Annotated in this window: 21 protein-coding genes and 1 tRNA gene; 10 read left to right on the forward strand and 12 right to left on the reverse strand. The window is 65.4% G+C overall.

Translation table 11 applies throughout. The annotated features are described in order from the left end of the window. The 6 genes from Q0602_RS03940 to Q0602_RS03965 form a co-directional block, all read right to left on the reverse strand. A partial coding sequence (locus tag Q0602_RS03940; RefSeq protein ID WP_298839276.1) for a valine--tRNA ligase occupies positions 1–1,874 on the reverse strand: 1,874 nt, incomplete at its 3' end. Between the two features lie 150 nt (positions 1,875–2,024). Continuing rightward, positions 2,025–2,450 carry a DNA polymerase III subunit chi gene (locus tag Q0602_RS03945; RefSeq protein ID WP_149433587.1) on the reverse strand — a complete coding sequence of 142 codons (426 nt, stop codon included), beginning with the start codon at positions 2,448–2,450 and terminating at the stop codon, positions 2,025–2,027. A gap of 348 nt (positions 2,451–2,798) precedes the next feature. Continuing rightward, a complete protein-coding gene (locus Q0602_RS03950) occupies positions 2,799–3,539 on the reverse strand; it encodes an SDR family oxidoreductase (protein WP_298839280.1) in 741 nt (246 codons plus the stop codon). A gap of 146 nt (positions 3,540–3,685) precedes the next feature. Continuing rightward, positions 3,686–4,786, reverse strand: coding sequence for a branched-chain amino acid aminotransferase (locus Q0602_RS03955; RefSeq protein ID WP_298839282.1), 1,101 nt, complete (start codon positions 4,784–4,786; stop codon positions 3,686–3,688). A gap of 151 nt (positions 4,787–4,937) precedes the next feature. Then, a complete protein-coding gene (locus Q0602_RS03960) occupies positions 4,938–5,222 on the reverse strand; it encodes a YciI family protein (RefSeq protein WP_298839285.1) in 285 nt (94 codons plus the stop codon). A 103-nt stretch (positions 5,223–5,325) separates the two neighbouring features. Continuing rightward, positions 5,326–6,843 (reverse strand): leucyl aminopeptidase, encoded by a 1,518-nt coding sequence (locus Q0602_RS03965; protein ID WP_298839288.1) that lies wholly within the window; start codon positions 6,841–6,843, stop codon positions 5,326–5,328. Between the two features lie 340 nt (positions 6,844–7,183). Between Q0602_RS03965 and lptF the strand changes: the two genes are divergently transcribed. The 4 genes from lptF to bfr all read left to right on the forward strand — a co-directional run bounded on the left by lptF (position 7,184) and on the right by bfr (position 10,608). Then, complete coding sequence (lptF, locus tag Q0602_RS03970; RefSeq protein WP_298839316.1) at positions 7,184–8,263, forward strand: LPS export ABC transporter permease LptF; 1,080 nt, start codon at positions 7,184–7,186, stop codon at positions 8,261–8,263. Continuing rightward, positions 8,263–9,327 (forward strand): LPS export ABC transporter permease LptG, encoded by a 1,065-nt coding sequence (gene lptG, locus Q0602_RS03975; protein WP_149433593.1) that lies wholly within the window; start codon positions 8,263–8,265, stop codon positions 9,325–9,327. Before lptF ends, lptG begins: the two co-directional genes overlap by 1 nt. Before the next feature lie 292 nt (positions 9,328–9,619). Next, on the forward strand, positions 9,620–9,823 hold the full coding sequence (locus Q0602_RS03980; protein ID WP_149433594.1) for a (2Fe-2S)-binding protein: 204 nt from the start codon (positions 9,620–9,622) through the stop codon (positions 9,821–9,823). 302 nt (positions 9,824–10,125) lie between these two features. Next, complete coding sequence (bfr, locus tag Q0602_RS03985; protein ID WP_110598536.1) at positions 10,126–10,608, forward strand: bacterioferritin; 483 nt, start codon at positions 10,126–10,128, stop codon at positions 10,606–10,608. 94 nt (positions 10,609–10,702) lie between these two features. On the opposite strand, the gene Q0602_RS03990 is transcribed toward bfr, so the two are convergent. From Q0602_RS03990 to Q0602_RS04010, 5 genes are all read right to left on the reverse strand, one after another. Beyond that, on the reverse strand, positions 10,703–11,794 hold the full coding sequence (locus tag Q0602_RS03990; RefSeq protein WP_298839294.1) for a 5-(carboxyamino)imidazole ribonucleotide synthase: 1,092 nt from the start codon (positions 11,792–11,794) through the stop codon (positions 10,703–10,705). Then, positions 11,791–12,297, reverse strand: a complete 507-nt coding sequence (gene purE, locus Q0602_RS03995) for a 5-(carboxyamino)imidazole ribonucleotide mutase (protein WP_298839297.1) — start codon at positions 12,295–12,297, stop codon at positions 11,791–11,793. Before purE ends, Q0602_RS03990 begins: the two co-directional genes overlap by 4 nt. Before the next feature lie 159 nt (positions 12,298–12,456). Continuing rightward, positions 12,457–12,687 (reverse strand): DUF1653 domain-containing protein, encoded by a 231-nt coding sequence (locus tag Q0602_RS04000; protein ID WP_295036818.1) that lies wholly within the window; start codon positions 12,685–12,687, stop codon positions 12,457–12,459. Then, complete coding sequence (gene tcdA, locus Q0602_RS04005) at positions 12,680–13,612, reverse strand: tRNA cyclic N6-threonylcarbamoyladenosine(37) synthase TcdA (protein ID WP_298839303.1); 933 nt, start codon at positions 13,610–13,612, stop codon at positions 12,680–12,682. Before tcdA ends, Q0602_RS04000 begins: the two co-directional genes overlap by 8 nt. A gap of 10 nt (positions 13,613–13,622) precedes the next feature. After that, positions 13,623–14,441, reverse strand: a complete 819-nt coding sequence (locus tag Q0602_RS04010; protein ID WP_298839306.1) for a pseudouridine synthase — start codon at positions 14,439–14,441, stop codon at positions 13,623–13,625. A 173-nt stretch (positions 14,442–14,614) separates the two neighbouring features. Between Q0602_RS04010 and Q0602_RS04015 the strand changes: the two genes are divergently transcribed. The 5 genes from Q0602_RS04015 to Q0602_RS04035 all read left to right on the forward strand — a co-directional run bounded on the left by Q0602_RS04015 (position 14,615) and on the right by Q0602_RS04035 (position 18,888). Further along, positions 14,615–15,343, forward strand: coding sequence for a Sir2 family NAD-dependent protein deacetylase (locus tag Q0602_RS04015; RefSeq protein ID WP_298839309.1), 729 nt, complete (start codon positions 14,615–14,617; stop codon positions 15,341–15,343). A 197-nt stretch (positions 15,344–15,540) separates the two neighbouring features. Beyond that, on the forward strand, positions 15,541–16,500 hold the full coding sequence (locus Q0602_RS04020; RefSeq protein ID WP_298839318.1) for a bile acid:sodium symporter family protein: 960 nt from the start codon (positions 15,541–15,543) through the stop codon (positions 16,498–16,500). Positions 16,501–16,695: 195 nt separating this feature from the next. Beyond that, positions 16,696–17,403, forward strand: coding sequence for a tRNA-uridine aminocarboxypropyltransferase (locus Q0602_RS04025; protein ID WP_298839320.1), 708 nt, complete (start codon positions 16,696–16,698; stop codon positions 17,401–17,403). A 204-nt stretch (positions 17,404–17,607) separates the two neighbouring features. Further along, the gene (locus Q0602_RS04030; RefSeq protein ID WP_298839311.1) at positions 17,608–18,291 is read left to right on the forward strand and encodes a metal-binding protein ZinT; all 684 of its coding nucleotides are present in this window, start codon (positions 17,608–17,610) and stop codon (positions 18,289–18,291) included. A gap of 520 nt (positions 18,292–18,811) precedes the next feature. After that, a tRNA-Arg gene (locus Q0602_RS04035) sits at positions 18,812–18,888 on the forward strand. 287 nt (positions 18,889–19,175) lie between these two features. On the opposite strand, the gene Q0602_RS04040 is transcribed toward Q0602_RS04035, so the two are convergent. Beyond that, positions 19,176–20,126 carry a LysR substrate-binding domain-containing protein gene (locus Q0602_RS04040; RefSeq protein WP_295036826.1) on the reverse strand — a complete coding sequence of 317 codons (951 nt, stop codon included), beginning with the start codon at positions 20,124–20,126 and terminating at the stop codon, positions 19,176–19,178. A 151-nt stretch (positions 20,127–20,277) separates the two neighbouring features. Between Q0602_RS04040 and Q0602_RS04045 the strand changes: the two genes are divergently transcribed. Continuing rightward, a partial coding sequence (locus Q0602_RS04045; protein WP_298839314.1) for a DMT family transporter occupies positions 20,278–20,882 on the forward strand: 605 nt, incomplete at its 3' end.

Genomic DNA, 20,882 nt, shown 5'->3' on the forward strand with positions numbered 1-20,882 from the left:
CCCATGTCGAACTTGATGTCACGTCCGGTGGTGGCCAGCGACAGGAAGGTGTAGCGCAGGGCGTCGGTGCCGTGGGCCTCGATGCCTTCCGGAAACTCGCTGCGGGTCGCCTTCTCGATTGCGCGTGCCTTCTGCGGCTGCATCATGTTGCCGGTGCGCTTGGCCACCAGGGTTTCCAGGTCGATACCGTCGATCAGATCGATGGGATCGAGCACGTTGCCCTTGGACTTCGACATCTTCTGGCCCTGGGCGTCGCGCACCAGGCCGTGAACGTAGACGGTCTTGAACGGGACCTCGCCGGTGAAGTGGCCGGTCAGCATGATCATCCGCGCGACCCAGAAGAAGATGATGTCGAAACCGGTGACCAGCACGCTGGTGGGGTGGAAGGTCTCGAGTTCCGGGGTCTTCTCGGGCCAGCCCAGGGTACCGAAGGTCCACAGCCCGGAGCTGAACCAGGTGTCGAGCACGTCGTCGTCCTGGGTCAGCGTGACGTCGGCGGCGATTCCGTGCTTCTCGCGCGCCTCCGCCTCGGTGCGGGCGACGAACACATTGCCCTCGGCGTCGTACCAGGCGGGAATGCGGTGGCCCCACCACAGCTGGCGGGAGATGCACCAGTCCTGCAGGTCGCGCATCCAGGCGAAGTACATGTTCTCGTAATTCTTGGGCACGAACTCGATGTCGCCGTTCTCCACCGCCTCGATCGCCGGCTTGGCCAGCTTCTCGACCGCGACGAACCATTGGTCCGTCAGCAGCGGCTCGATGACGTCGCCGGAGCGGTCGCCGTAGGGGAGGGTGTTGGTGACCGTCTCGACCCGTTCGAGCAGGCCGGCGGTGTCCATGTCGGCAACGATGCGCTCGCGCGCGACGTAGCGATCCAGCCCGGCGTAGGCGGCGGGCAGCGTGACGTCGACATCCGCCAGCGCCCGGCCCTGCAGGTCGAAGGCTTCGGCACGCTCGAGAATGGTCGCGTCTTGCGAGAAGACGTTGATCAGCGCGTGGTCGTGGCGCTTGCCGACTTCATAGTCGTTGAAGTCGTGGGCCGGGGTGATCTTGACGCAGCCCGAACCCTTCTCCATGTCGGCGTGCTCGTCGGCGATCACCGGAATCCGGCGGCCGACCAGCGGCAGTTCGATGAACTTGCCGATCAGCGAGGCGTAGCGCGGATCTTCCGGATTGACCGCCACCCCGGTGTCGCCGAGCAGCGTCTCCGGGCGGGTGGTGGCGACGACCAGGTACGCCTTGCCGTCGGCGGTGGTGACGCCGTCGGCCAGCGGGTAGCGGAAGTGCCAGAACTGACCCTGCTGCTCGCGGTTCTCCACTTCGAGATCGGAAATCGCGGTGTGCAGCGTCGGGTCCCAGTTGACCAGGCGCTTGCCGCGATAGATCAGGCCCTCGTCATGCAGGCGCACGAACACTTCCTGCACCGCCTCGTAGAAGCCGTCGTCCATGGTGAAGCGCTCGCGGCTCCAGTCGACGCTGGCGCCCATGCGCCGCAGCTGGCGGGTGATATGGCCGCCGGACTCCTCCTTCCACTCCCAGATCTTGGCGGTGAACGCGTCGCGGCCGAGATCGTGGCGGCTCTTGCCTTCCTCGGCCGCGACCTTGCGCTCCACCAGCATCTGGGTGGCGATGCCGGCGTGATCGGTTCCCACCTGCCACAGCGTGTTGTTGCCGCGCATCCGCTTCCAGCGCACCAGCGTGTCCATGATCGTGTCCTGGAAGGCGTGGCCCATGTGCAGGCTGCCGGTCACGTTGGGCGGCGGGATCATGATCGAGAAGGGCTCGCCTTCGCCGCTGGGTGCGAAACGGTTGTCGGCTTCCCAGCGTTCATACCAGCGGGTTTCGATCTGATCGGGTTGGTACGTCTTGTCCATGGCGGCTATCGGGCTCGAATCGGTGACGACGACACGCGGCACGGCGAAATGCCGCGTAGCGAAAAATGGCGGGGATTATACCTTGTCGATGGCCGCGGAGTCAGGCCGGCGTGTCGGATACGAGAGCAGGGCATCAGCCGTTGCCTCGGGTCAGAGCTTGTGTGCCTCGACCCGATACCCCCGATCCTTGTAGGTCTTCCAGCAGGCGCGCTTGGTACGCAGCACGTCCTGATGCTGGTTGATGATCTCGGCGACGCGCTCCAGCCGCGAGAACCACTCGGGAATCTCGTCGTTCAGATTGAGCATCGCCTGCACGCCCGGTTCCGGCACGGTTTCCCAGCCGATCGTCACCGGCGGAGGCGGCTCCATGGCATCCCCCGCGACGCGATGCGGGACGTAGCTCTCCTCGCGGAACGTCCACAGCAGCTCGTCGAGCTCGCGGGCCATGGTTTCGTCCTGGGTATGGATATGCAGCTGATAACCCTTGCGATAGATCGTCTCCGCCAGTCGACAGGCGAAGCTCAACCGCGCTTCCAGCGTGGTATCGGGCAGGATGTAGAAATCGACTTTGGTCATAAATCCCCTTCGGGGAGCTGTAAGCGGTAAGAGCGGCGCTTCGCGCCTGGAAGCGGGAAGAAGGACAATCCGGGCTACGAGCTACGAGCTACGAGCTACGAGCTACGAGCTACGAGCTACGAGCTAAGAGCTAAGAGCTAAGAGCTAAGAGCCCGGGTTGCGAGTTACCAATGTTACCTGAGTCGGCGCCGAGAGAGATGGGTGATCTCAAGCGAACCCGAGCGATTGCGCGAGCTAGCTTCAGGCAAGGCGAATCCAGCTAAGCGAGCGCAGTTGAGGGTTCTTCAATGAGCATCGCGAAGCTGGATTCAACGCCGCCTGGGCGACGCGCAGCCAATCGATGGAGGACTAGACGCCGCCGTCGATGTCGACGAATGCCCCAGTGGTGAACCCGGCCTCGGCCAGCCACAGGATGCCGTTGGCGATCTCCTCCGGCTCGCCGATGCGACCCATCGGGATCACCGAGCCGGCGATGTCGGGCTTGTCAGGGTTGCCGCCGCTGGCATGAATGGTGGTGCGGATGACGCCGGGCCGGATGGTGTTGACGCGAATGCCTTCGCCGGCGACTTCCTTCGAAAGCCCCTCGGTCATGGTATCGATGGCGCCCTTGGAGGCGGCGTAGTCGACGTACTCACCGGCCCCACCGAGGTGCGAGGCGGCGGAGCCGACGTTGATGATCGCGCCGCCCCTGCCGCCACTCTGGGTCGACATGCGCTTGATCGCTTCGCGGGCGCAGATGAACGGCCCGACCACGTTGATCTTCATCATCCGGTCGACGCGTTTGAAGCTCATCTCGTCGACACGACTGATCTGGTCGACCACGCCGGCGTTGTTGACCAGTACGTCGACCCGGCCCAGCTCGCGGTCGACGGTCTCGAACATGGCGACGATCGCCGCTTCGTCGACGACGTCGGCCTGAATCGCGATGGCGCGGCCACCGTCGGATTCGATCTCGGCCACCACCTTGTCGGCGGAGGCCTTGTCGCTGCGGTAGTTCACGGCGACGGCATAGCCCTTCTGGGCGGCCATGATCGCGGTGGCAGCGCCGATGCCACGACCGGCACCGGTAATGATCATCACGGGTTTCATTGCGTCATCCTTATTCGTGAGTGGGTCGCCTCGTGCGAGGTTCCTCGAGAGCCTCGAGACGAAACGACCGCCGGTGGGCGGTCGTTTCGGCACCGGCGATCGATCCAGTTCCTACAGGAGCTTAGGACGAAATCGGGCCACCCGCATCAGGCCAATCGCATCAGCCAGCCGCGGCTGTCTTCGCTACGACCGTACTGGATATCCAGCAGTCGCTTGCGCAGTCTGGCGCTGATCGCCTCGCCGTCGACTGGCGGCGTGACGATTCGGTCGCTCTCGGTCACCAGCTCGCCGATCTGGGTGATGACGGCGGCCGTGCCGCAGGCGAAGACCTCGACGATCTCGCCGCTGGCGACGCCGTCGCGCCACTCGTCGATGCTGATGGGGCGCTCTTCCGGCGTCAGGCCGGCATCGCGAGCCAGCTCCAGAATGGAGTCACGGGTGACGCCTTCGAGAATGGTGCCGGTCAGCGCCGGGGTCACCAGGCGGCCATCGCGGTAGACGAAGAACAGGTTCATGCCGCCCAGCTCTTCGATCCACTTGTTTTCCGCCGCGTCGAGGAAGGCGACCTGGTCGCAGCCGTGGCTCTCGGCTTCGGCCTGGGCCAGCAGCGAAGCGGCGTAGTTGCCACCGCACTTGGCGAAGCCGGTACCGCCGGGCGCGGCGCGGTTGTAATGCTGGGAGAGCCAGATCGAGATCGGCTTGCCGCCACCCTTGAAGTAGGAGGCCGCTGGTGAGGCGATCAGGTAGTAGTCGACCTCGGCGGCCGGCTTGACGCCCAGCGACTTGCCGTTGCCGATCATGAACGGGCGCAGGTAAAGACTGCACTCTTCGGCTTCGTTTTGCGGGGTCGGCACCCAGGCGGCATCTTGCGCGACCAGCGTCTTGAGCGATCCGAGGAACGTCTCGTCATCGAGTTCCGGCAGCGCCAGGCGGCGGGCGGAGGCGCGGAAGCGAGCGGCGTTCTTCTCCGGACGGAAGGTCCAGACCGAGCCGTCGGCGTGACGATAGGCCTTGATGCCCTCGAAGATCTCCTGACCGTAATGCAGCACCGGCGAGGCCGGGTCGATCAGCAGCGGCCCGTAGGGGCGAATCTCGCCGCGCTGCCAGCCGTCCGACCTGGTCCAGCGTACATGTACCATGTGATCGGTGAAGTAGCGGCCGAAGCCCGGGTTGGCAAGAATCTCGTTGCGCAGAGTGGCATCGAGCGGGTTGGAGGAAAGGCGGGCTTCGAAACCTGAAGTGGACACTGCGACTTCTCCTGACAGTCCATGATGCCTGGCCCCGCGAGCGCGGCGGCAGGCGGTCGACGACCTCGGTTGGGAACTGCCCGGGACCCCAGGCAGCGGACCATCCAAATTAGCACGCAAAGCGTTGGGGTGGGTAGTGGGGGATAGCGGCTTATTCCAGCAGTCCTTCCAGGCCTGGCGCCGCGAGAGATGGCTCGAATTCGACGATCTCGTAATCCGCAAGGTCGTGGATCTTGAACGGATCCTCGGCCAGGCATGCCTCGAGCGTGGCACGATCCCCACGCGCGAGTAGAACGCCACCGGTACGTGGCACCTTGCGCCCCGATGCCAGCAGTATCTGGCGCTGATAGGCGCTCTTCAGCCACGCGATGTGGCCTTCGAGATGCGCTTCGACCTGATCGATCGACACCTTGTAGGAGAGTGAAACGATAAACATGTCGGGCCTTTCATGTTGAGAGGAGCGTGCCTGTTGAGAGGAGCGTGTCAGCGATGCGCCGGACGACGAACCGGGCCTGTGCGGCCCGGCTCGCGATTCGACATCACGCCTCCGGCGTCACCACCAGTTCGCTCTCGCGATCCAGCAGGTAGCGGGTCAGCAGTCCCACCGGGCGGCCACTGGCGCCTTTCTGCTTGCCGCTGTCCCAGCCGGTGCCGGCGATATCGAGGTGTGCCCATGGATACTTGTCGGCGAAGCGTGACAGGAAGCACGCCGCCGTGATGGCGCCAGCCGGCCGACCGCCGATATTGGCGAGATCGGCGAAGTTGGAGTCCAGTTGCTGTTGGTAGTCGTCCCACAGCGGCATGTGCCAGGCGCGATCCCAGGAGGCCTCGCCGGCTTCGAGCAGGTCCAGCGCGAGATCGTCGTCGTTGGAGAACAGGCCGCTGGCGTGATCGCCCAGCGCGATGACGCAGGCCCCGGTCAGGGTGGCGATGTCGACCACACTGGCCGGCTCGAAACGCTCGGCATAGGTCAGGGCGTCGCACAGCACCAGACGACCTTCGGCATCGGTATTGAGAATCTCGACGGTCAGTCCCTTGAGCGTGGTGACGATATCGCCGGGCTTGATCGCGCGGCCGTCCGGCATGTTCTCGGCGCTGGCGACGATCGCCACCACATTGAGCTTCGGCTTCAGCGCGATGAGACTCTTCATGGTGCCGAAGACGCTGGCAGCGCCGCACATGTCGAATTTCATCTCGTCCATGCCGGCACCCGCCTTGAGCGAGATGCCGCCGGTATCGAAGGTAATGCCCTTGCCGACCAGCACGTGGGGCGACTCTTCGGCGTCGTCGGCACCCTGATACTTCATCACGATCAGCTTGGAGGGCTCGGCGCTGCCGCGACCGACCGCCAGCAGCGAGTGGGCACCCAGCGCCTCCAGCTCGGCTTCATCGAGGATCTCTACCGTCAGCGAGCCGGCGGATTCCCCGGCCAGCGTCTCGGCCTGATTGGCCAGGTAGGTCGGCGTGCAGATGTTGCCGGGCAGATTGCCCAGGGTGCGGGCGAGGTTGACGCCGTCGCCCAGGGCCGCGCCGATACGGGCGCCGGCCTTGGCGCCGTCGGCCTGATTGGCCTCCGAGACCAGCAGTTCGATCTTGCGCAACTGCGGCAGTGTCGGCTGGGTGGATTTGCACTCGGTGAAGCGGTAGACGGCGCGGGTGGCGGCTTCCAGCGTCATCTGCGCGTTCCAGGCGGTATCGCGATCTTCGACTTCTGCATCGGCGAACGCCACCGCGGCGCCATCCACCGGCAGTTTGGCCAGCGCGGTGAAGGCACCGTCCAGCGCCTTGCGCAGGGCGCCTTCATTGAAGGTCTCGCGCTTGCCCAGGCCAACCAGCAGCAGTCGCTCGGCGGCGAGGCCCGGCGCGAACGGGATCAACTGGACATTGGCCAGTTCGGGGGTGAAGTCGCCGCGCTCGACGAGTTGTGCGATCAAGCGCTCGCTGGCGTCATCCAGCTTGGCAGCGGCGGACAGCAGATCGCCATCCTGAAACAGCGGTACCACGAGGCAGGCTGTCTCGACCTTGGCCGGATTGACGGTCAGTACGGAAAATTCCATGTCGTCTCCAATGAACGATTGAGCGGACAAGCCTGTCGGTAACGAGACAAGCGAGCGGTGATTCAGGATAATGGCGCCGGGTGGAGGTGCGCGGCAATGGCGGTGAGCGCCGGGATCGACACCGCGAACGTTTTCGAGCGGCCCGAACCCATCGCCGCCGACGAATGTCCCATCGATTGGCCAGTTTACGCAAAGCCGAAGCGCGTTGCACAAGCCGTATCGGCGGTTCGTATCGTCGGGGGCGTGACGGCAGACTTACCGGCGGCAGGTGCGATGGCCGGGATCGTCCGGTCCGAGCGCTGGGTCGGGCTGCGGCAGGAAGCCAAATCAGGAGTCGATGTTGATTGTATCCCGTTATTTGACACGCGAGATTCTGCTGACCATGTCGGCGGTGGCCGGCGTGCTGCTGCTGGTGATCATGGGCAGTCGCTTCATTCGCTACTTCACCGACGCGGCCCAGGGCGAACTGCCACTCAGTGCGCTGGGCACGCTGATGCTCTTCCACATGCCCAGCTTCCTCGAGCTGGTGCTGCCGCTGTCGTTCTTCCTCGCGATTCTGCTCGCCTACGGCCAGCTCTACCTGAACAGCGAGATCACCGTGCTGGTCGCCTGCGGCATCAGCCCCAACCGGCTGTTGCAGGTCACGCTGCTGCCGGCGGCGCTGATCGCGGTGCTGGTCGGGCTTTGCAGCCTGTGGCTGACACCGGCGGGCGCCGCCCACAACGAGCGTCTGATCGACGAGCAGCAGAGTCAGCTCGATTTCTCGCTGCTGACACCCGGTCGATTCCAGGATTTCGGCAACGACCGCACCGCCTACACCCAGTCCCTCAGTGATGACCGGTCGCGCATGCAGAACGTCTTCATCAGCGAGCGCCAGACCGGCGGCAACGGGTCGCCGCAGCAGGTGGTGACGCGGGCCGAGGGCGGCTACCAGACCACCGACCCGGATACCGGCAGCCGCTACCTGGTACTCGAGAACGGCCAGCGCTACAGCGTCGAGCCCGGCAGCCCGGTCGCGGAGAAACTGGAGTTCGGTAGCTATGGCGTTCGCCTGGCGACCGACGACACCGGCGAGGTCGACGTCGACAGCGAGCTGATGAGCACGCCGGAACTGATCGCCGACGGCGACGACGAGTCGATGGCGCAGCTGCAGTGGCGCCTCTCGATGCCGTTGATGATTCCCATCCTGACCCTGCTGGCACTGCCGCTGTCGCGGGTCAATCCGCGCCAGGGACGCTTCGCCAAGCTGCTGCCGGCGATCTTCCTGCATATCAGCTATCTCAGCCTGCTGCTGGCGGCCCAGGACGCGATCGCCCGGGGCGGCCTGCCGTCCGGCATCGGCATGTGGCCGATCCACCTGGTCTACCTGACGCTGGGGCTGTTCCTGATCCGTCGCGACCAGACGCGGGGAGGCCGCTGATGTTGATCGATCGTCTCGACCGTTACATCGCCCGCAACGTGCTCGGCGCGATGCTGGTGGTTCAGGTCATGGTGCTGGGCCTGGACCTGGTGATCTCCTACATCAACGACCTGGGAGACGTCTCGGGCGGCTACACCGCCCTGGACGTGCTGCTCTATCTGATCATGCGGCTGCCCTGGCGCTTCTACGAATACGCCCCCGTCGCGGTGCTGATCGGCGCGCTGGTCGGCCTCGGCGGCATGGCTTCCAACAACGAACTGACGGTGATGCGCGCCTCGGGCCGTTCGCTGGGCCGTATTCTGCTGGGCGTGCTCAAGCCCCTGGTGCTGGTGATCCTGATCACCATGGCGATAGGCGAGTTCGTCAGCCCGGCGACGGAGCAGCACGCCGAGGCGTGGCGGCTGGAGCAGTCGGAAGGCTCGGAAGCCGTGCTCTCGCACCGTGGCGGCTGGCAGCGCGAGGGGGACGACTTCTATCGCTTCGGTACCATTCGTGCCGACGATACCCTGATCAACTTCACCCGGTACCACTTCGATGGGCAACGGCTGGTCGATGCCACCCAGGCTGCGCGAGCGGTTTGGGATGGCGACGCCTGGACGCTGGAAGATGTCAGGATCACCCATTTCGAAGAGGGCGCGACTCGCGCCGAGACGCTGCCCAGCGAGAGCTGGGACACGGCGCTGACCCCGGCGCAGTTGACCCGACTGCTGCGCCCGCTGGACAGCCAGCCCATCACCAGTCTCTGGCGCTATGCCGACTATCTGCGAGCGCAGGGGCAGGAGGCCACGCAGCCGCTGCTCTACTTCTGGCAGAAGAGCCTGCTGCCGGTGACGCTGGCCGGACTGGTGCTGCTGGCGGCCTCGTTCGTGTTCGGCCCGCTGCGCAGCGTGGCCGCGGGGACACGTATCTTCTACGGCGTGATCGTCGGCCTGACCTTCAAGTACCTGCAGGACCTGCTGGCGCCGGCGTCGGTGCTGTTCGGCTTCTCGCCCTCGCTGGCGGTGGTGGTGCCGACGGCGGCCTGTTATCTACTCGGTTTTTGGCTGCTGCGCCGTACCGGCTGAGAATCAGATCGTGGACAGGTTCTGACAGACATCACAAAAGTGGATCACCGAGACGCCGCGACCCGAAAGGGCGCGGCGTTCTTGCGTTCGGGGAGGGGGAGGGGAGGAGCAATCGACAGCGACGGCGGGTTCAATGGCACGGGGAAAAGCGTGGCTGGCGAGCGTTGGCGGCGGCATCAGGTTGCGTTAAGCCGGCCTCCACTAACGTCAGGCGAGATGATTTCGATTACGGGTTGAAATTGCCTATGCGAATCATTTACATTTGCTATCACGTTACCAGTGAGGTTTGGCCGTGTACGTCTGTCTTTGTGTTGGGGTCACTGACCGCGATATCGAAAATGCCGTCTCGAGTGGCGCCCGCAGCTGGCGTGAAGTTCGCGAGGCCACCGGTTGCGCCGGCCAGTGCGGCAAGTGCGCCTGCACCGGCAAGAGCGTCATGCGCGAAGCGATCAGCCAGGAAATGGCGATGGATCCGGACCTCGCCTACGCGGTCTGACCGCGCTTGCCCCCTCCCGCGGCCACGGCTTCTACTTGATTTCGAACCGATTTCCGCCTTCGCGTCGTGACGGCGACCGCCCTGCGATAGCGCGAGTCGTTATCAGCCGCGTTTCCATCTGCCAACGGCTTGCAGATGAGATATTGTCGTAACCTACTGTAATGGTTGTAATTTCTGGATCGCATGGGTGATACTGCGATCACTGGATCGATGCTGCCCGGCCGGGTGGTGCCGATCCGATGGGAGTGCGTGGCCACAACGTGCCTCCCCATCGCCAGAGACACCATGAGGAGAACACGACAATGAAAGGCGACGCCAAGGTCATCACCTATCTCAACACCGTGCTCGGCAACGAGCTGGTCGCGATCAACCAGTACTTCCTGCACAGCAAGATGTACAAGGACTGGGGGCTCAGCGTGCTGGCCAAGTGGGAGTACGAAGAGTCCATCGAAGAGATGCAGCATGCCGACAAGCTGATCGAGCGCATCCTGTTCCTGGAAGGCATTCCCAACCTGCAGGACCTGGGCAAGCTCAATATCGGCGAGAACTGCCAGGAGATGCTCGAGAGCGATCTCAAGATCGAGCACAAGGCCCGCGCCGACCTGCAGGAAGCGATTCCCTACTGCGAATCCGTTCGCGATTACGTCAGCCGCGACCTGTTCATCAAGATTCTCGACGACGAAGAAGAGCACATCGACAAGCTCGAGGCGGAGCTGGGCCTGATCGACAAGGTTGGCATCCAGAACTATCTGCAGAAGCACATGTTCACGACCGACAAGGAGTGAGGCGCTGCGCCTGACCAGGCGCACGCTTCAACCAAAAGCCCCGATGTCAGCTCGAGCTGACACCGGGGCTTTTTTCGTGAGGTCCGGGCGACGCTCAGCCGAGATCGTTGACCAGTAGCGCCTCGACCGCCTCGACGCGCGTCTTCAGCGTCTCGTCGTCTTCGGCGAGAATCGTGACATGGCCGATCTTGCGGCCCGGCCGGGGTGCCTTGCCGTAGTCGTGCCAGCGGGTGCCGGGCAGGGCGAGCACGGCGTCGCGCTCGGGGAAGGCGCCGATCAAGTTGAGCATCGCGCACGGTGCCAGGCGCTCGGTCTCGCCCAGCGGCAGGCCGGCGACGGCGCGGACGTGATTCTCGAACTGGCTGATCACCGCGCCCTCGATGCTCCAGTGGCCGGAGTTGTGGACCCGGGGGGCGATCTCGTTGGCGAGCAGCCCGGCGGCGGTGACGAAGAACTCGAACGCCATCACCCCGACATAATCGAGTTCGTTCATGACCCGGCTGGCGTAATCCTCCGCTTGCGCCTGCAGCGGATGCGCGACCTGCGGCACCGAACGGTGCAGGATGCCCTGGCGATGCTCGTTGCGCACCACCGGCCAGTGGCGGATCTCGCCGTCGCGGCCGCGCACGGCAATCACCGAGATCTCGTGGTCGAAATCGATGAACCCCTCGAGGATCAACGGCACGCCGCCCAGCTCCTCGAAGGTGCCGGCGACGTCTTCCGATTCGCGCAGCACCTTCTGGCCCTTGCCGTCGTAGCCCATGGTCCGGGTCTTGATCACCACCGGCAGGCCGATCTCGGCCACCGCGGTATCGAGGTCGGCCTGGCTATCGATCCGGGCAATGGGCGGTACGTCGATATCCAGCGAGCGGAACAGCGACTTCTCGAGCCAGCGATCCCGCGCCGTGGCCAGCGCCGAGGCGGGCGGATAGGCCGGGCGGCGTTCGGCCAGCCGCTCGACCGCCTCGGCCGGCACGTTCTCGAATTCGAAGGTGATGGCGTCACAGGTGGCGGTCAGCGTGTTCAACGCCTCCGGGTCCTGCCAGTCGGCCTGCAGGTGCTGGCCGTGGACGGCCGCACACGGCTCGCTGCCGGGATCGAGGAAGGTGAAGCGAATATCCAGTGGCGCGCCCGCCTGGGCGAGCATGCGGCCGAGCTGGCCGCCGCCGACGATGCCGATTCTCATGAGGGCTCCTGATCTGCGGGTCGAGGATCGGGGTTGTCGAGCACCTGCTGCGTCTGTTCGGCGCGGAACGCTTCCAGCGCCTCGCGGATGCGCTCGTCGTGGTTGGCCAGCATGGCGGCGGCGAGCAGGGCGGCGTTGATCGCCCCGGCGCGGCCGATCGCCAGCGTCGCGGTGGGAACGCCGGCCGGCATCTGGACGATGGAGAGCAGCGAATCGATCCCGGAGAGCGTGCTCGACTTCACCGGCACGCCCAGCACCGGCAGCCGCGTCTTGGCGGCGCACATGCCGGGCAGGTGGGCCGCGCCGCCGGCGCCGGCGATGATCACTTCCAGGCCCCGGTCGGCAGCGGTCTCGGCGTATTCGAACAGCAGGTCCGGCGTGCGGTGGGCGGAGACCACCTTGGTTTCATGCTCGATACCCAGCTTTTCCAGGGTCTCGACGGTATGGCAGAGAGTCGACCAGTCCGACTTCGAACCCATGATCACGCCGACGCGTACGCTCATGCTTCCTCCCGTGGGAAATGATTCGCCGGCCCTTGTTGTGGATACCACCGTGTGGATTGTCGGGCCGTCGCTTGGAAAGCAGCGAATTGTACGGGAATACGGGAAATCGATCAGCCGTAAAATCGTTCATGCGGGAAACCGTAATCTTTCAAGCAGCGCTTAGCGGAACGCCTTCTCCAGCGCGAACCGTGCCACCGGTTCGTCGCTGACGCTGACCTGCTCGCAGAACATGGCGAGCGGGCGCACCCACAGCCCGTAGTCGCCGTAGAGCGCCCGGTAGACCACCAGCCACTCCTCGGTCTCGCTGTGCTGGGCGACATCGAGCACCTCGTAGAGCTGGCCCTTGTAGTGACGATAGATGCCCGGTACCGGCTTGCGATGTTCACTCATGGGGGGTCTCCTGGGTGTCGACTGACGGTTCTGCCGATGCACGGTGCGTCTCGGCCGCCGCTGGCGTCTTCGGGGGTTCGGCCGAGCCCGCGGCCCTGGCGGCAAGCCGGGTCAGTACGCGTCCGGCCGCCACGAAGCCGAAGGTGCCGGTGACCACGCTCACCGCGCCGAAGCCGGCGGCGCAGTCGAGGCGCGTGGCCTGGCCCGGAGCCGGCTTCTGCAGGCAGACTTCGCCATCCTCGCCGGGGTAGACCAACTGCTCGTCGGAATAGACGCACTCGACGCCGAAGCGGCGCTTGGGATTGCGCGAAAAGCCGAAATCCCGGCGCAGCTTCGAGCGCACCTTGGCCAGCAGCGGATCGTGTTCGGTGCGGGTGAGATCCGCCACCTGCACGCGGGTCGGATCGCTCTGGCCGCCGGCGCCGCCGGTCACGGTGATCGGCAGCTTGCGGCGGTGGCAGTAGTGGATCAGCGCCGCCTTGGCGCCGACGTGATCGATGGCGTCGATCACGTGATCGGCATCAATCGGAATCCGCTCGGCGAGGTTGGTCGGGGTGATGAAGGCGGCATCGGCGTGGATCTCGATGCCCGGCCAGATCGCGCGGCAGCGCTCGGCCAGCACCTCGACCTTGGGCTTGCCGATCTGGCCGTCCAGGGCGTGAAGCTGGCGGTTGACGTTGGAGACACAGACATCGTCCAGGTCGATCAGGGTCAGCCTGCCGATGCCGGAGCGCGCCAGCGCCTCGGCACTCCAGCTACCGACGCCGCCCACGCCGATCACGACCACATGCGCGCGCCGGAAGGCGTCGGCCGCACGGGTGCCGTAGAGACGCCGAATGCCGCCGAAGCGGAAGTCGTAGTCGTCACGCTCGCCGTCGTTGGCGGGTTCGGGGGCGTCGTTGAGAGTCTTGGCGTCGTCGCTCATGGGGTCTCGATCATGAAAGGGCATCGCTCGGTTCGGCCGGTGTCGTGCTCGCATCGGGCATCTGCCATCGGGCGCCGTGTCGCGTCAGGTGCGCCTGCCAGCCGAACCGGATGAGCAGGGCGGAGAAATGGTCGTCGGGGGCCGCCTCCAGCGTCAGCCGGCGCTCCTCGAACGGATGTGTCAGCGTCAATTGTACGGCGGACAACAGCAGATGCGGGCAATCCAGGTGATCGCGGAAGTAGCGGTTGTGAATGCCCTTGCCGTGCTTGGCGTCATTGATGATCGGATGGCCGCAGCGGGCCAGATGGCGACGGATCTGGTGGCGCCGGCCCGTTTCCGGCCGCGCTTCCATCAGCGAGTAGCGCGACTGCGGATAGCGGTCCACCGCCACCGGGAGCTCCGCCGTCGCCAGTCGCCGAAAATGGGTCAGCGCCGCCTGCTCGGGCATCTCCGCCTTGGGTCGAAGGCCGTCCTCCTCGCGCAGCGAGGCATCGACGCTGATCGCTTCCGGCCCCCAGCCGCGTACCACGGCCAGGTAGCGCTTGGTCACGCGCTGCTCGGTGAAGGTGCGCGTCAACGCCGCGGCCGCTTCGCTGTCCAGCGCGAACAGCAGCACGCCGCCGGTGGGGCGGTCCAGCCGGTGGACCGGATAGACGTGCTGACCGATCTGATCGCGCAGCGTCTGCATCACGAAGCGGGTTTCGCCGCGGGCCAGCGCCGTGCGATGCACCAGCATCCCGGGCGGTTTGGCCACGGCGATCAGCCGCGCATCGCGGTAGATCACCGCCAGCGGCGCAGGGCGCGCGGTCGTGGCAGGCGTCGCGGTCATGAGATGGGCTCGCAAAGCGGAACGGGTCGCTATTGTCGGGGCTGGGGCGGGGTATCTCAAGGGGCCTGTCGCGGGACCGAGGGTAGCGTGGCGTCTGTCGGCGACGGGTGTCCGCGGCGGCGGTGCATGCTAGCCTCGCTGAAGGTCCAGCTTGAAGGAAGGCGTATTGCGTCATGAGTGATCACACCCAACCCCATCTGGTGGTGCTGACCGGCGCCGGCATCAGCGCCGAGAGCGGCCTCAGAACCTTTCGCGACGGCGACGGCCTGTGGGAAAACCATCGTGTCGAGGATGTGGCGACCCCCGAAGCCTGGGCGCGGGATCCGGAGACCGTGCTGCGCTTCTACGACGAGCGTCGCGAGCAGGCCCGCCGGGCACGCCCGAACGCCGCGCACCTGGCGCTGGCCGAGCTCGAGGCGGCGGGGTTTCGGGTCAGCGTGGTCACCCAGAATATCGACGACCTGCACGAGCGCGCCGGTTCCCGCCATGTGCTGCACCTGCACGGCGAGATCCGGCTGGCGCGATCGTCCGTCGATGCCGATCTGCGCTACCCGGTGGAAGAGGTCTCGGCCCGAGGTACCATCGCGATCGGCGATCTGTGCGACAAGGGCAGCCAGTTGCGCCCGGACGTGGTCTGGTTCGGCGAGGCCGTGCCGCGCTACGCGGAAGCCTGCGACATCGTCCTGGAGGCCGATGCCCTGCTGGTCGTCGGCACGTCACTGGCGGTGATGCCGGCGGCACTGCTGCTGGAACAGGCGCCGCTGGAGGCGCCGTGCTGGCTGGTCGACCCCCACGCCCGCGACCTGGCGCCGCCCGGTGTCAGCCCCGTCGCGGAACCGGCCAGCCGGGGCGTGCCGGCGCTGGTGGCGCGGTGGCGCGAGCAGGGCGGTTTCGACGGCTGAAGGCCTCTCGGGCTTGCGGCCGGGGCGGGTATCCCCGGCGCCTGCCGCCTTTTGCCTATTTAGTCGCGGCTCGCGGTACGGCAGAATAGCGCGCCCGGCCGATATTGGAGCCGTGGCTTCTTTTCGTATCGATCCCGACAGAGCCGCTCGAGCGGCCCCGGCTTGCCCACCGGCGAGTCACACCATCGCTAGGACACATCATCATGTTTGAACGCATCAACCGGCTGTTCCCGGTCTGGGCCGTCTTGCTGGCCGTCATCGCCGCCTTCGAGCCGCAGCTGTTCGTCGGGCTGAAAGCGGATATCAAGACGCTGCTCGTGGTGATCATGTTCGCCATGGGGCTGACCCTGACCCGCGAGGACTTCGCCCGCGTGATCAAGGCGCCCAAGCCGATCGCCGTCGGCGTCATCCTGCAGTTCCTGATCATGCCGGTGGCAGCGCTGCTGGTGTCGCGCGTGCTGGGCCTGAGCCCGGAGCTCACCACCGGGATGATCCTGGTCGGCGCCACCGCCGGGGGCACCTCCTCCAACGTGATGACCTGGCTCGCCGGCGGCCACGTGGCGCTGTCGGTCTCGATGACCATGGTCTCCACCGTGATCTCGGTCGTCGCCACGCCGTTCATCACCTGGCTGCTGGTCGGCCAGACCATCGACGTGCCGGTCCTGGGCATGCTGATGAGCATCGCGCAACTGGTCATCGCGCCGATTGCACTGGGGGTCATCGTCCACCACCTGCTGGGGGCACGGATCCGCAAGATCGAATCGGCCCTGGCGACGCTGGCCATGGCCGCCATCGTGCTGATCATCGCCATCGTGGTCGCGCTCAACGCCGGTAACCTGGCGACCCTGGGGCCGATCGTGGCGATCGCGGTCATCGCTCACAACAGCATCGGGCTTGCCGGCGGCTACTGGCTGAGCCGCGCGCTGGGCTTCGATATCCGCACCGCGCGCACCATCGCCTTCGAGGTGGGCCTGCAGAATTCCGGGCTGGCGGTCACCCTCGCCAATCAGTTCTTCACCGCCGGCGCCGCACTGCCGGGCGCGCTGTTCTCGGTCTGGCACAACGTCTCCGGCTCCGTGCTGGCGGGATACTGGAAACAGCGCGGCGTTCCCTCTCACGGCGAGACGTCGAAAGCGAGCGAGAGCACTGGTCGCTAAGGCAATTGATACAGATCTTTCCTCGATTGCGGGTCCGAGACAGCGGGGCGAGGTGGTAGAATGCGCGCCCCGCTGTAGTGCAGAGACTGCCGAGCCATGCGTAACGATGCTGACTGGATGACCGACTACGGGTCGCCGAGCGAGAACGACGCGCCCGCCGCCGATGCTTCACACGCACCGGCGTCCGGCGAGGCGATGCCGCCGCGCCGCGAGTTCAAGGCGCGGGGCAGCTTCGTCGTGCGTTGCGACGGCTGCCGTCTGCCCGCGCTCAACTGTCTGTGCCCGTATCGGGTCACGGCGACGAGCGACGCCCAGGTGTGGCTGCTGACGCACCCCTACGAGCACAACAAGCCCACCAATACCGGCCGCCTGATCGCCGATGTATTGCCGCAGACCCAGACCTTCACCTGGTATCGCACCGCGCCGGAAGCGCGCCTGCTTGCCCTGCTGGCTGACCGGCGCTACGTGCCGTTCGTGGTCTTTCCCGACGACCAGCCGGACTACCAGCATCGCGTGGTCGACGAGCGGGCGGTGATCGGCGCCAAGCAGGACGGCTTCATTCCCGTGTTCATCCTGATCGACGGGACCTGGCGCCAGGCGCGGCGCATCTTCCGCAAGAGCCCGTATCTGGCAGACCTGCCGGTATTGCCGCTCCACACGGATCGTCTGACCCGCTATCGGCTGCGCAAGCCGGCCTCGGCCTCGCACCTGTGCACCGCCGAAGTCGCCGCCGAACTGCTGCGCAAGACCGGCGACGCCGACGCCGCCAACGTGCTCGACGACTACTTCGACGCCTTCAACGAAAGCTACGCCGCGAGCCGCTTCTACCACAAGATCGAAAAGCCCAATGCCGCCATGCAGCGGCTGCTCGACCGACGGGCCTTCGGCGCCAGCTACGCCTGACCCAGTCGCGTGACTTCTGCCCGCCACTGCGCCTCGCGCCCGGGATCCCGCCCGACGCGAGGCTAGCGCCGCGTTGCATCCGTAACCCATCCTCTCTGGCCGCTTCGTTTCCTGGCGCTTGCCGTGGTTGATCAAATGTTATGATATAACGTATTGTGTCAATCGCGTTTCGATCTTCGTCCGTTCAAAAAAGAGAGCCAGTTCATGAAATTGTTGTCAGCGCGCAGTGCGGGTGTGGTGGTCGTCGGACTATTGACGATGGGGAGCTATTCAACCGTCTGGGCGGCGGATCACGAGCACGACCATGACGATCACGGCCATGGCCACGATCACGCTCATGACCACGGTCAGGACAAGGACATCTACGCCGGTTACTTCGACGACGACCAGGTCGAGGATCGGAAGCTCTCCGACTGGGAAGGGGACTGGCAGTCGGTCTATCCCTACCTGCAGGACGGCACCCTCGACCCGGTGTTCGCCCACAAGGCGGCGCACGGCGACAAGACGGCAGCCGAATACAAGGCCTACTACGAGAAGGGCTACCAGACCGATGTGAACCGTATCGTCATCGACGGCGACGAGGTCACCTTCTACGAGGGGGACGAGGCGCGCACGGGCGAGTACGTCTACGACGGTCATGAAATTCTGACCTATGAAGCCGGCAATCGCGGCGTGCGCTATGTCTTCGAGCGGGAAGGTGGCGACGAGGAAGCGCCGAAATACTTCCAGTTCAGCGACCATGCCATATCGCCCAACGACGCGGACCACTACCACCTCTACATGGGAGACGACCGAGACGCGCTGCTTGAGGAGGTCACCAACTGGCCGACCTACTACCCCTCCGACCTGAGCGGTGAGGAAGTCGCCGAAGAGATGATGGCGCACTAGGGCCTGTTAACACTATTCACGCGGCCACGACGGAGCCGGTTTAGTCGCGAGGCTAGGCGCGAGCCTCGGGTTTTGGTGGTTCCAAACGCGTGGCGAGCAACAACGCCTCGCGGCAAAACTGGCCCGTCCCCCCGGGTTGCGCGTCAACGACGCCCGGGCGGCGTTGCGTGACTGGATCAGGGAACCACCCTGATCGGTGTCCCGCGCCTTGCCTGAACGCCGTTGACGCAGCGACGTGGCTCGCGACGCATAGTGTTAGCAGGCCCTAAGGAAACGCTGAATAAATCGCCGAACGAGATGAAGCGCAAGGCGCACGGCACGCAGAGACCGAGACACTTGGGGTTAGGCGAGTTCCGATCGGACCGGCGCACCGGTACCGCGCAACGCAGCCATTCGCTCGTGTAGACAGTTATGCAGCGGTTCCCTCAGCGTCGGATAAGCGCAGGCGTTCGGGCGCTTCATTTCGGGCCCCGATGCACTCGCATCGGAGGCCCGAGCAATGTTATCTTCTGCGCCGTGCGCCCGAATAGCTCAATTGGATAGAGTACCGGCCTTCGAAGCCGTGGGTTGCAGGTTCGAGTCCTGCTTCGGGCGCCAGTCCCTCGCTCCCGCGTTGACGACCTTCCGCAGTGACGACTTTGCTCGCGAGCTGCGGATATGCAGCGGTATTCGAGACACTCTCTTCCCCGCCGTTCCTTCTCATTCCCGGTCCATGCAATACCCTCGTGGTATAGCGTATGGTCTATCGCCTGTTCGAATTCGAGCGCTATACCAGGACGCCCCTGGCCGCCCGCCAGCTCGAGAAGCCCAGCCTGTACCCCGAAGCTCAAACCTTGGGCAAGGCAGGCGTGGCCGGCGCAAGCCACCAAGCGCGTAGTGGTGACTTACGGCTCCGGCATGCCGGGGGTGGTCAGGCTGAAATGACGGGCCTCGTCGAGCAGCCAGTCGATGAACTCGCGAATCCCTGGCGGCGGCTTGCCGTTGTCGGGGATGACCAGTTCATAACGGAACGGAGACGGCAGCATCCATCGATCGCCGAACGGGCAGGTCAGGACGCCGCTGACCAGACGGTCCGCGACCACCGGCAGGCTGGCGAGGATCAGGCCGCGACCCGCGATGACCTGATCCAGGGCGAGGCCATACAGCGAGTAGTGACGCAAGGTCGGAAGCGGCTGCCCGGCCAGGCCCGCCGCGGAAAACCAGTCTCTCCAGTTCGGAAAGCCGCCACTCCCCGACGTCGACCAGCAGACATCGAACAGGGTGTGTGCCAGCAGGTCTTGTGGCCGTTCGATGGGCCGGTGGTCGAGCAGTGTCGGCGAGCAGACCGGGACCAGTACATCTCCGAACAGTGGCAGCGTGCTGACGCCGGGCCAGGGCGGCCTGCCGTAGCGCAGTGCCAGACGGGCGTCCGTATCGTGCCAGCTGGGTTCGCTAAGCGCCTGGCTGGCGTCGATCGAAATCTCCAGCTGGCGGTGGCGGAGTTCGAAATCGGCCAACCGTGGCAGCAGCCACAACTGGGTGAAAGAGGGTGGTGCGCTGAGCAGCAGGCGGGTGACGTCAGGCGTGATATTGGCGATCGCTTCCATGCCGACCGCGATACGTGCCAGACCGGCATCGACATCCTCGGCCAAGCGTCTTCCGGCGGCCGTGGTTCTGACACCGTTGGCATGGCGCTCGAACAGCGTCACCGTCAGACGCTCCTCGAGCTGCTTGATCTGACGGCTGACCGCCCCAGGCGTGACACCCAGTCGGTCTGCCGCCACCTTGAAGCTGCCCTCGCGAGAGGCCGCTGCGAGGGCTCGCAGGCCATTGAGAGGCAGGCGTTCGATCTTCATGAGTTGAGTTTTCCTGAGCCTGGCCCTGCAAGATAATCGCTTGGCGGCCCAGGCGGCAAATGGTCCACTTCCCGACCTGGTTCATCGGATTTCCAGGCACGGTGGAGATAGCGCCGATGCCTGTGTGAGCCGTATCGAGGGGGGAGGTCCCATGTCTTGTTCTTCCGCATCATCCACAGCCGGCGCGGCGTTACCGACGCGTCGTGCCATCGATGTGCCGGCCGGCGCGGCCATGGTGCTGTTCTGTGTGGCGCTGGGCCTGCAGCAGGTGGCGATCAAATCGGCCGCGGCGGACATTGCGCCGCTGAGTCAGATTGCGCTGCGTTCGATGCTGGCGGCCATTCTCATATGGGGGCTGGCGGCCCTGCGAGGCATCCAGTGGCGTGATTTCGTGGCGGGCCTCGGGCCGGGGATACTGGTTGGCCTGGGCTTTACCTTCGAATTCGTGTTCGTGGCATTGGGGCTCCACTACACCACGGCATCTCACATGTCGGTCTTCCTGTATACCGCGCCGGTATTCGCGGGCCTGGGGCTGCATTTCCTGGTACCCGGAGAACAGCTGGCCAAGCGCCAGTGGTGGGGCATGGCGCTGGCCTTTGCGGGCCTGGTACTCGCCATGGCGCCCAGCGGCGAGGGCGCGAATGCGGGTGCCATGTTGGTGGGGGATATCTTCGGTCTACTGGCGGGCATGAGTTGGGCGGCCACGACGTTGGTGCTGCGGCGTACCTCGTTGTCGGAGGCGCCGCCGCTGCAGAC

The sequence above is a fragment of the uncultured Salinicola sp. genome, assembly GCF_937921195.1.
GTDB lineage: Bacteria > Pseudomonadota > Gammaproteobacteria > Pseudomonadales > Halomonadaceae > Salinicola.

Excerpts from the sequence above, each read along its gene's own strand:
- Q0602_RS03945 (WP_149433587.1), bottom strand. The coding sequence starts at position 2,450 with ATGACCAAAGTCGATTTCTACATCCTGCCCGATACCACGCTGGAAGCG.
- Q0602_RS03950 (WP_298839280.1), bottom strand. The coding sequence starts at position 3,539 with ATGAAACCCGTGATGATCATTACCGGTGCCGGTCGTGGCATCGGCGCT.
- Q0602_RS03960 (WP_298839285.1), bottom strand. The coding sequence starts at position 5,222 with ATGTTTATCGTTTCACTCTCCTACAAGGTGTCGATCGATCAGGTCGAA.
- Q0602_RS03965 (WP_298839288.1), bottom strand. The coding sequence starts at position 6,843 with ATGGAATTTTCCGTACTGACCGTCAATCCGGCCAAGGTCGAGACAGCC.
- lptG (WP_149433593.1), top strand. The coding sequence starts at position 8,263 with ATGTTGATCGATCGTCTCGACCGTTACATCGCCCGCAACGTGCTCGGC.
- bfr (WP_110598536.1), top strand. The coding sequence starts at position 10,126 with ATGAAAGGCGACGCCAAGGTCATCACCTATCTCAACACCGTGCTCGGC.
- Q0602_RS03990 (WP_298839294.1), bottom strand. The coding sequence starts at position 11,794 with ATGAGAATCGGCATCGTCGGCGGCGGCCAGCTCGGCCGCATGCTCGCC.
- purE (WP_298839297.1), bottom strand. The coding sequence starts at position 12,297 with ATGAGCGTACGCGTCGGCGTGATCATGGGTTCGAAGTCGGACTGGTCG.
- Q0602_RS04000 (WP_295036818.1), bottom strand. The coding sequence starts at position 12,687 with ATGAGTGAACATCGCAAGCCGGTACCGGGCATCTATCGTCACTACAAG.
- tcdA (WP_298839303.1), bottom strand. The coding sequence starts at position 13,612 with ATGAGCGACGACGCCAAGACTCTCAACGACGCCCCCGAACCCGCCAAC.
- Q0602_RS04010 (WP_298839306.1), bottom strand. The coding sequence starts at position 14,441 with ATGACCGCGACGCCTGCCACGACCGCGCGCCCTGCGCCGCTGGCGGTG.
- Q0602_RS04015 (WP_298839309.1), top strand. The coding sequence starts at position 14,615 with ATGAGTGATCACACCCAACCCCATCTGGTGGTGCTGACCGGCGCCGGC.
- Q0602_RS04025 (WP_298839320.1), top strand. The coding sequence starts at position 16,696 with ATGCCGCCGCGCCGCGAGTTCAAGGCGCGGGGCAGCTTCGTCGTGCGT.
- Q0602_RS04030 (WP_298839311.1), top strand. The coding sequence starts at position 17,608 with ATGAAATTGTTGTCAGCGCGCAGTGCGGGTGTGGTGGTCGTCGGACTA.
- Q0602_RS04040 (WP_295036826.1), bottom strand. The coding sequence starts at position 20,126 with ATGAAGATCGAACGCCTGCCTCTCAATGGCCTGCGAGCCCTCGCAGCG.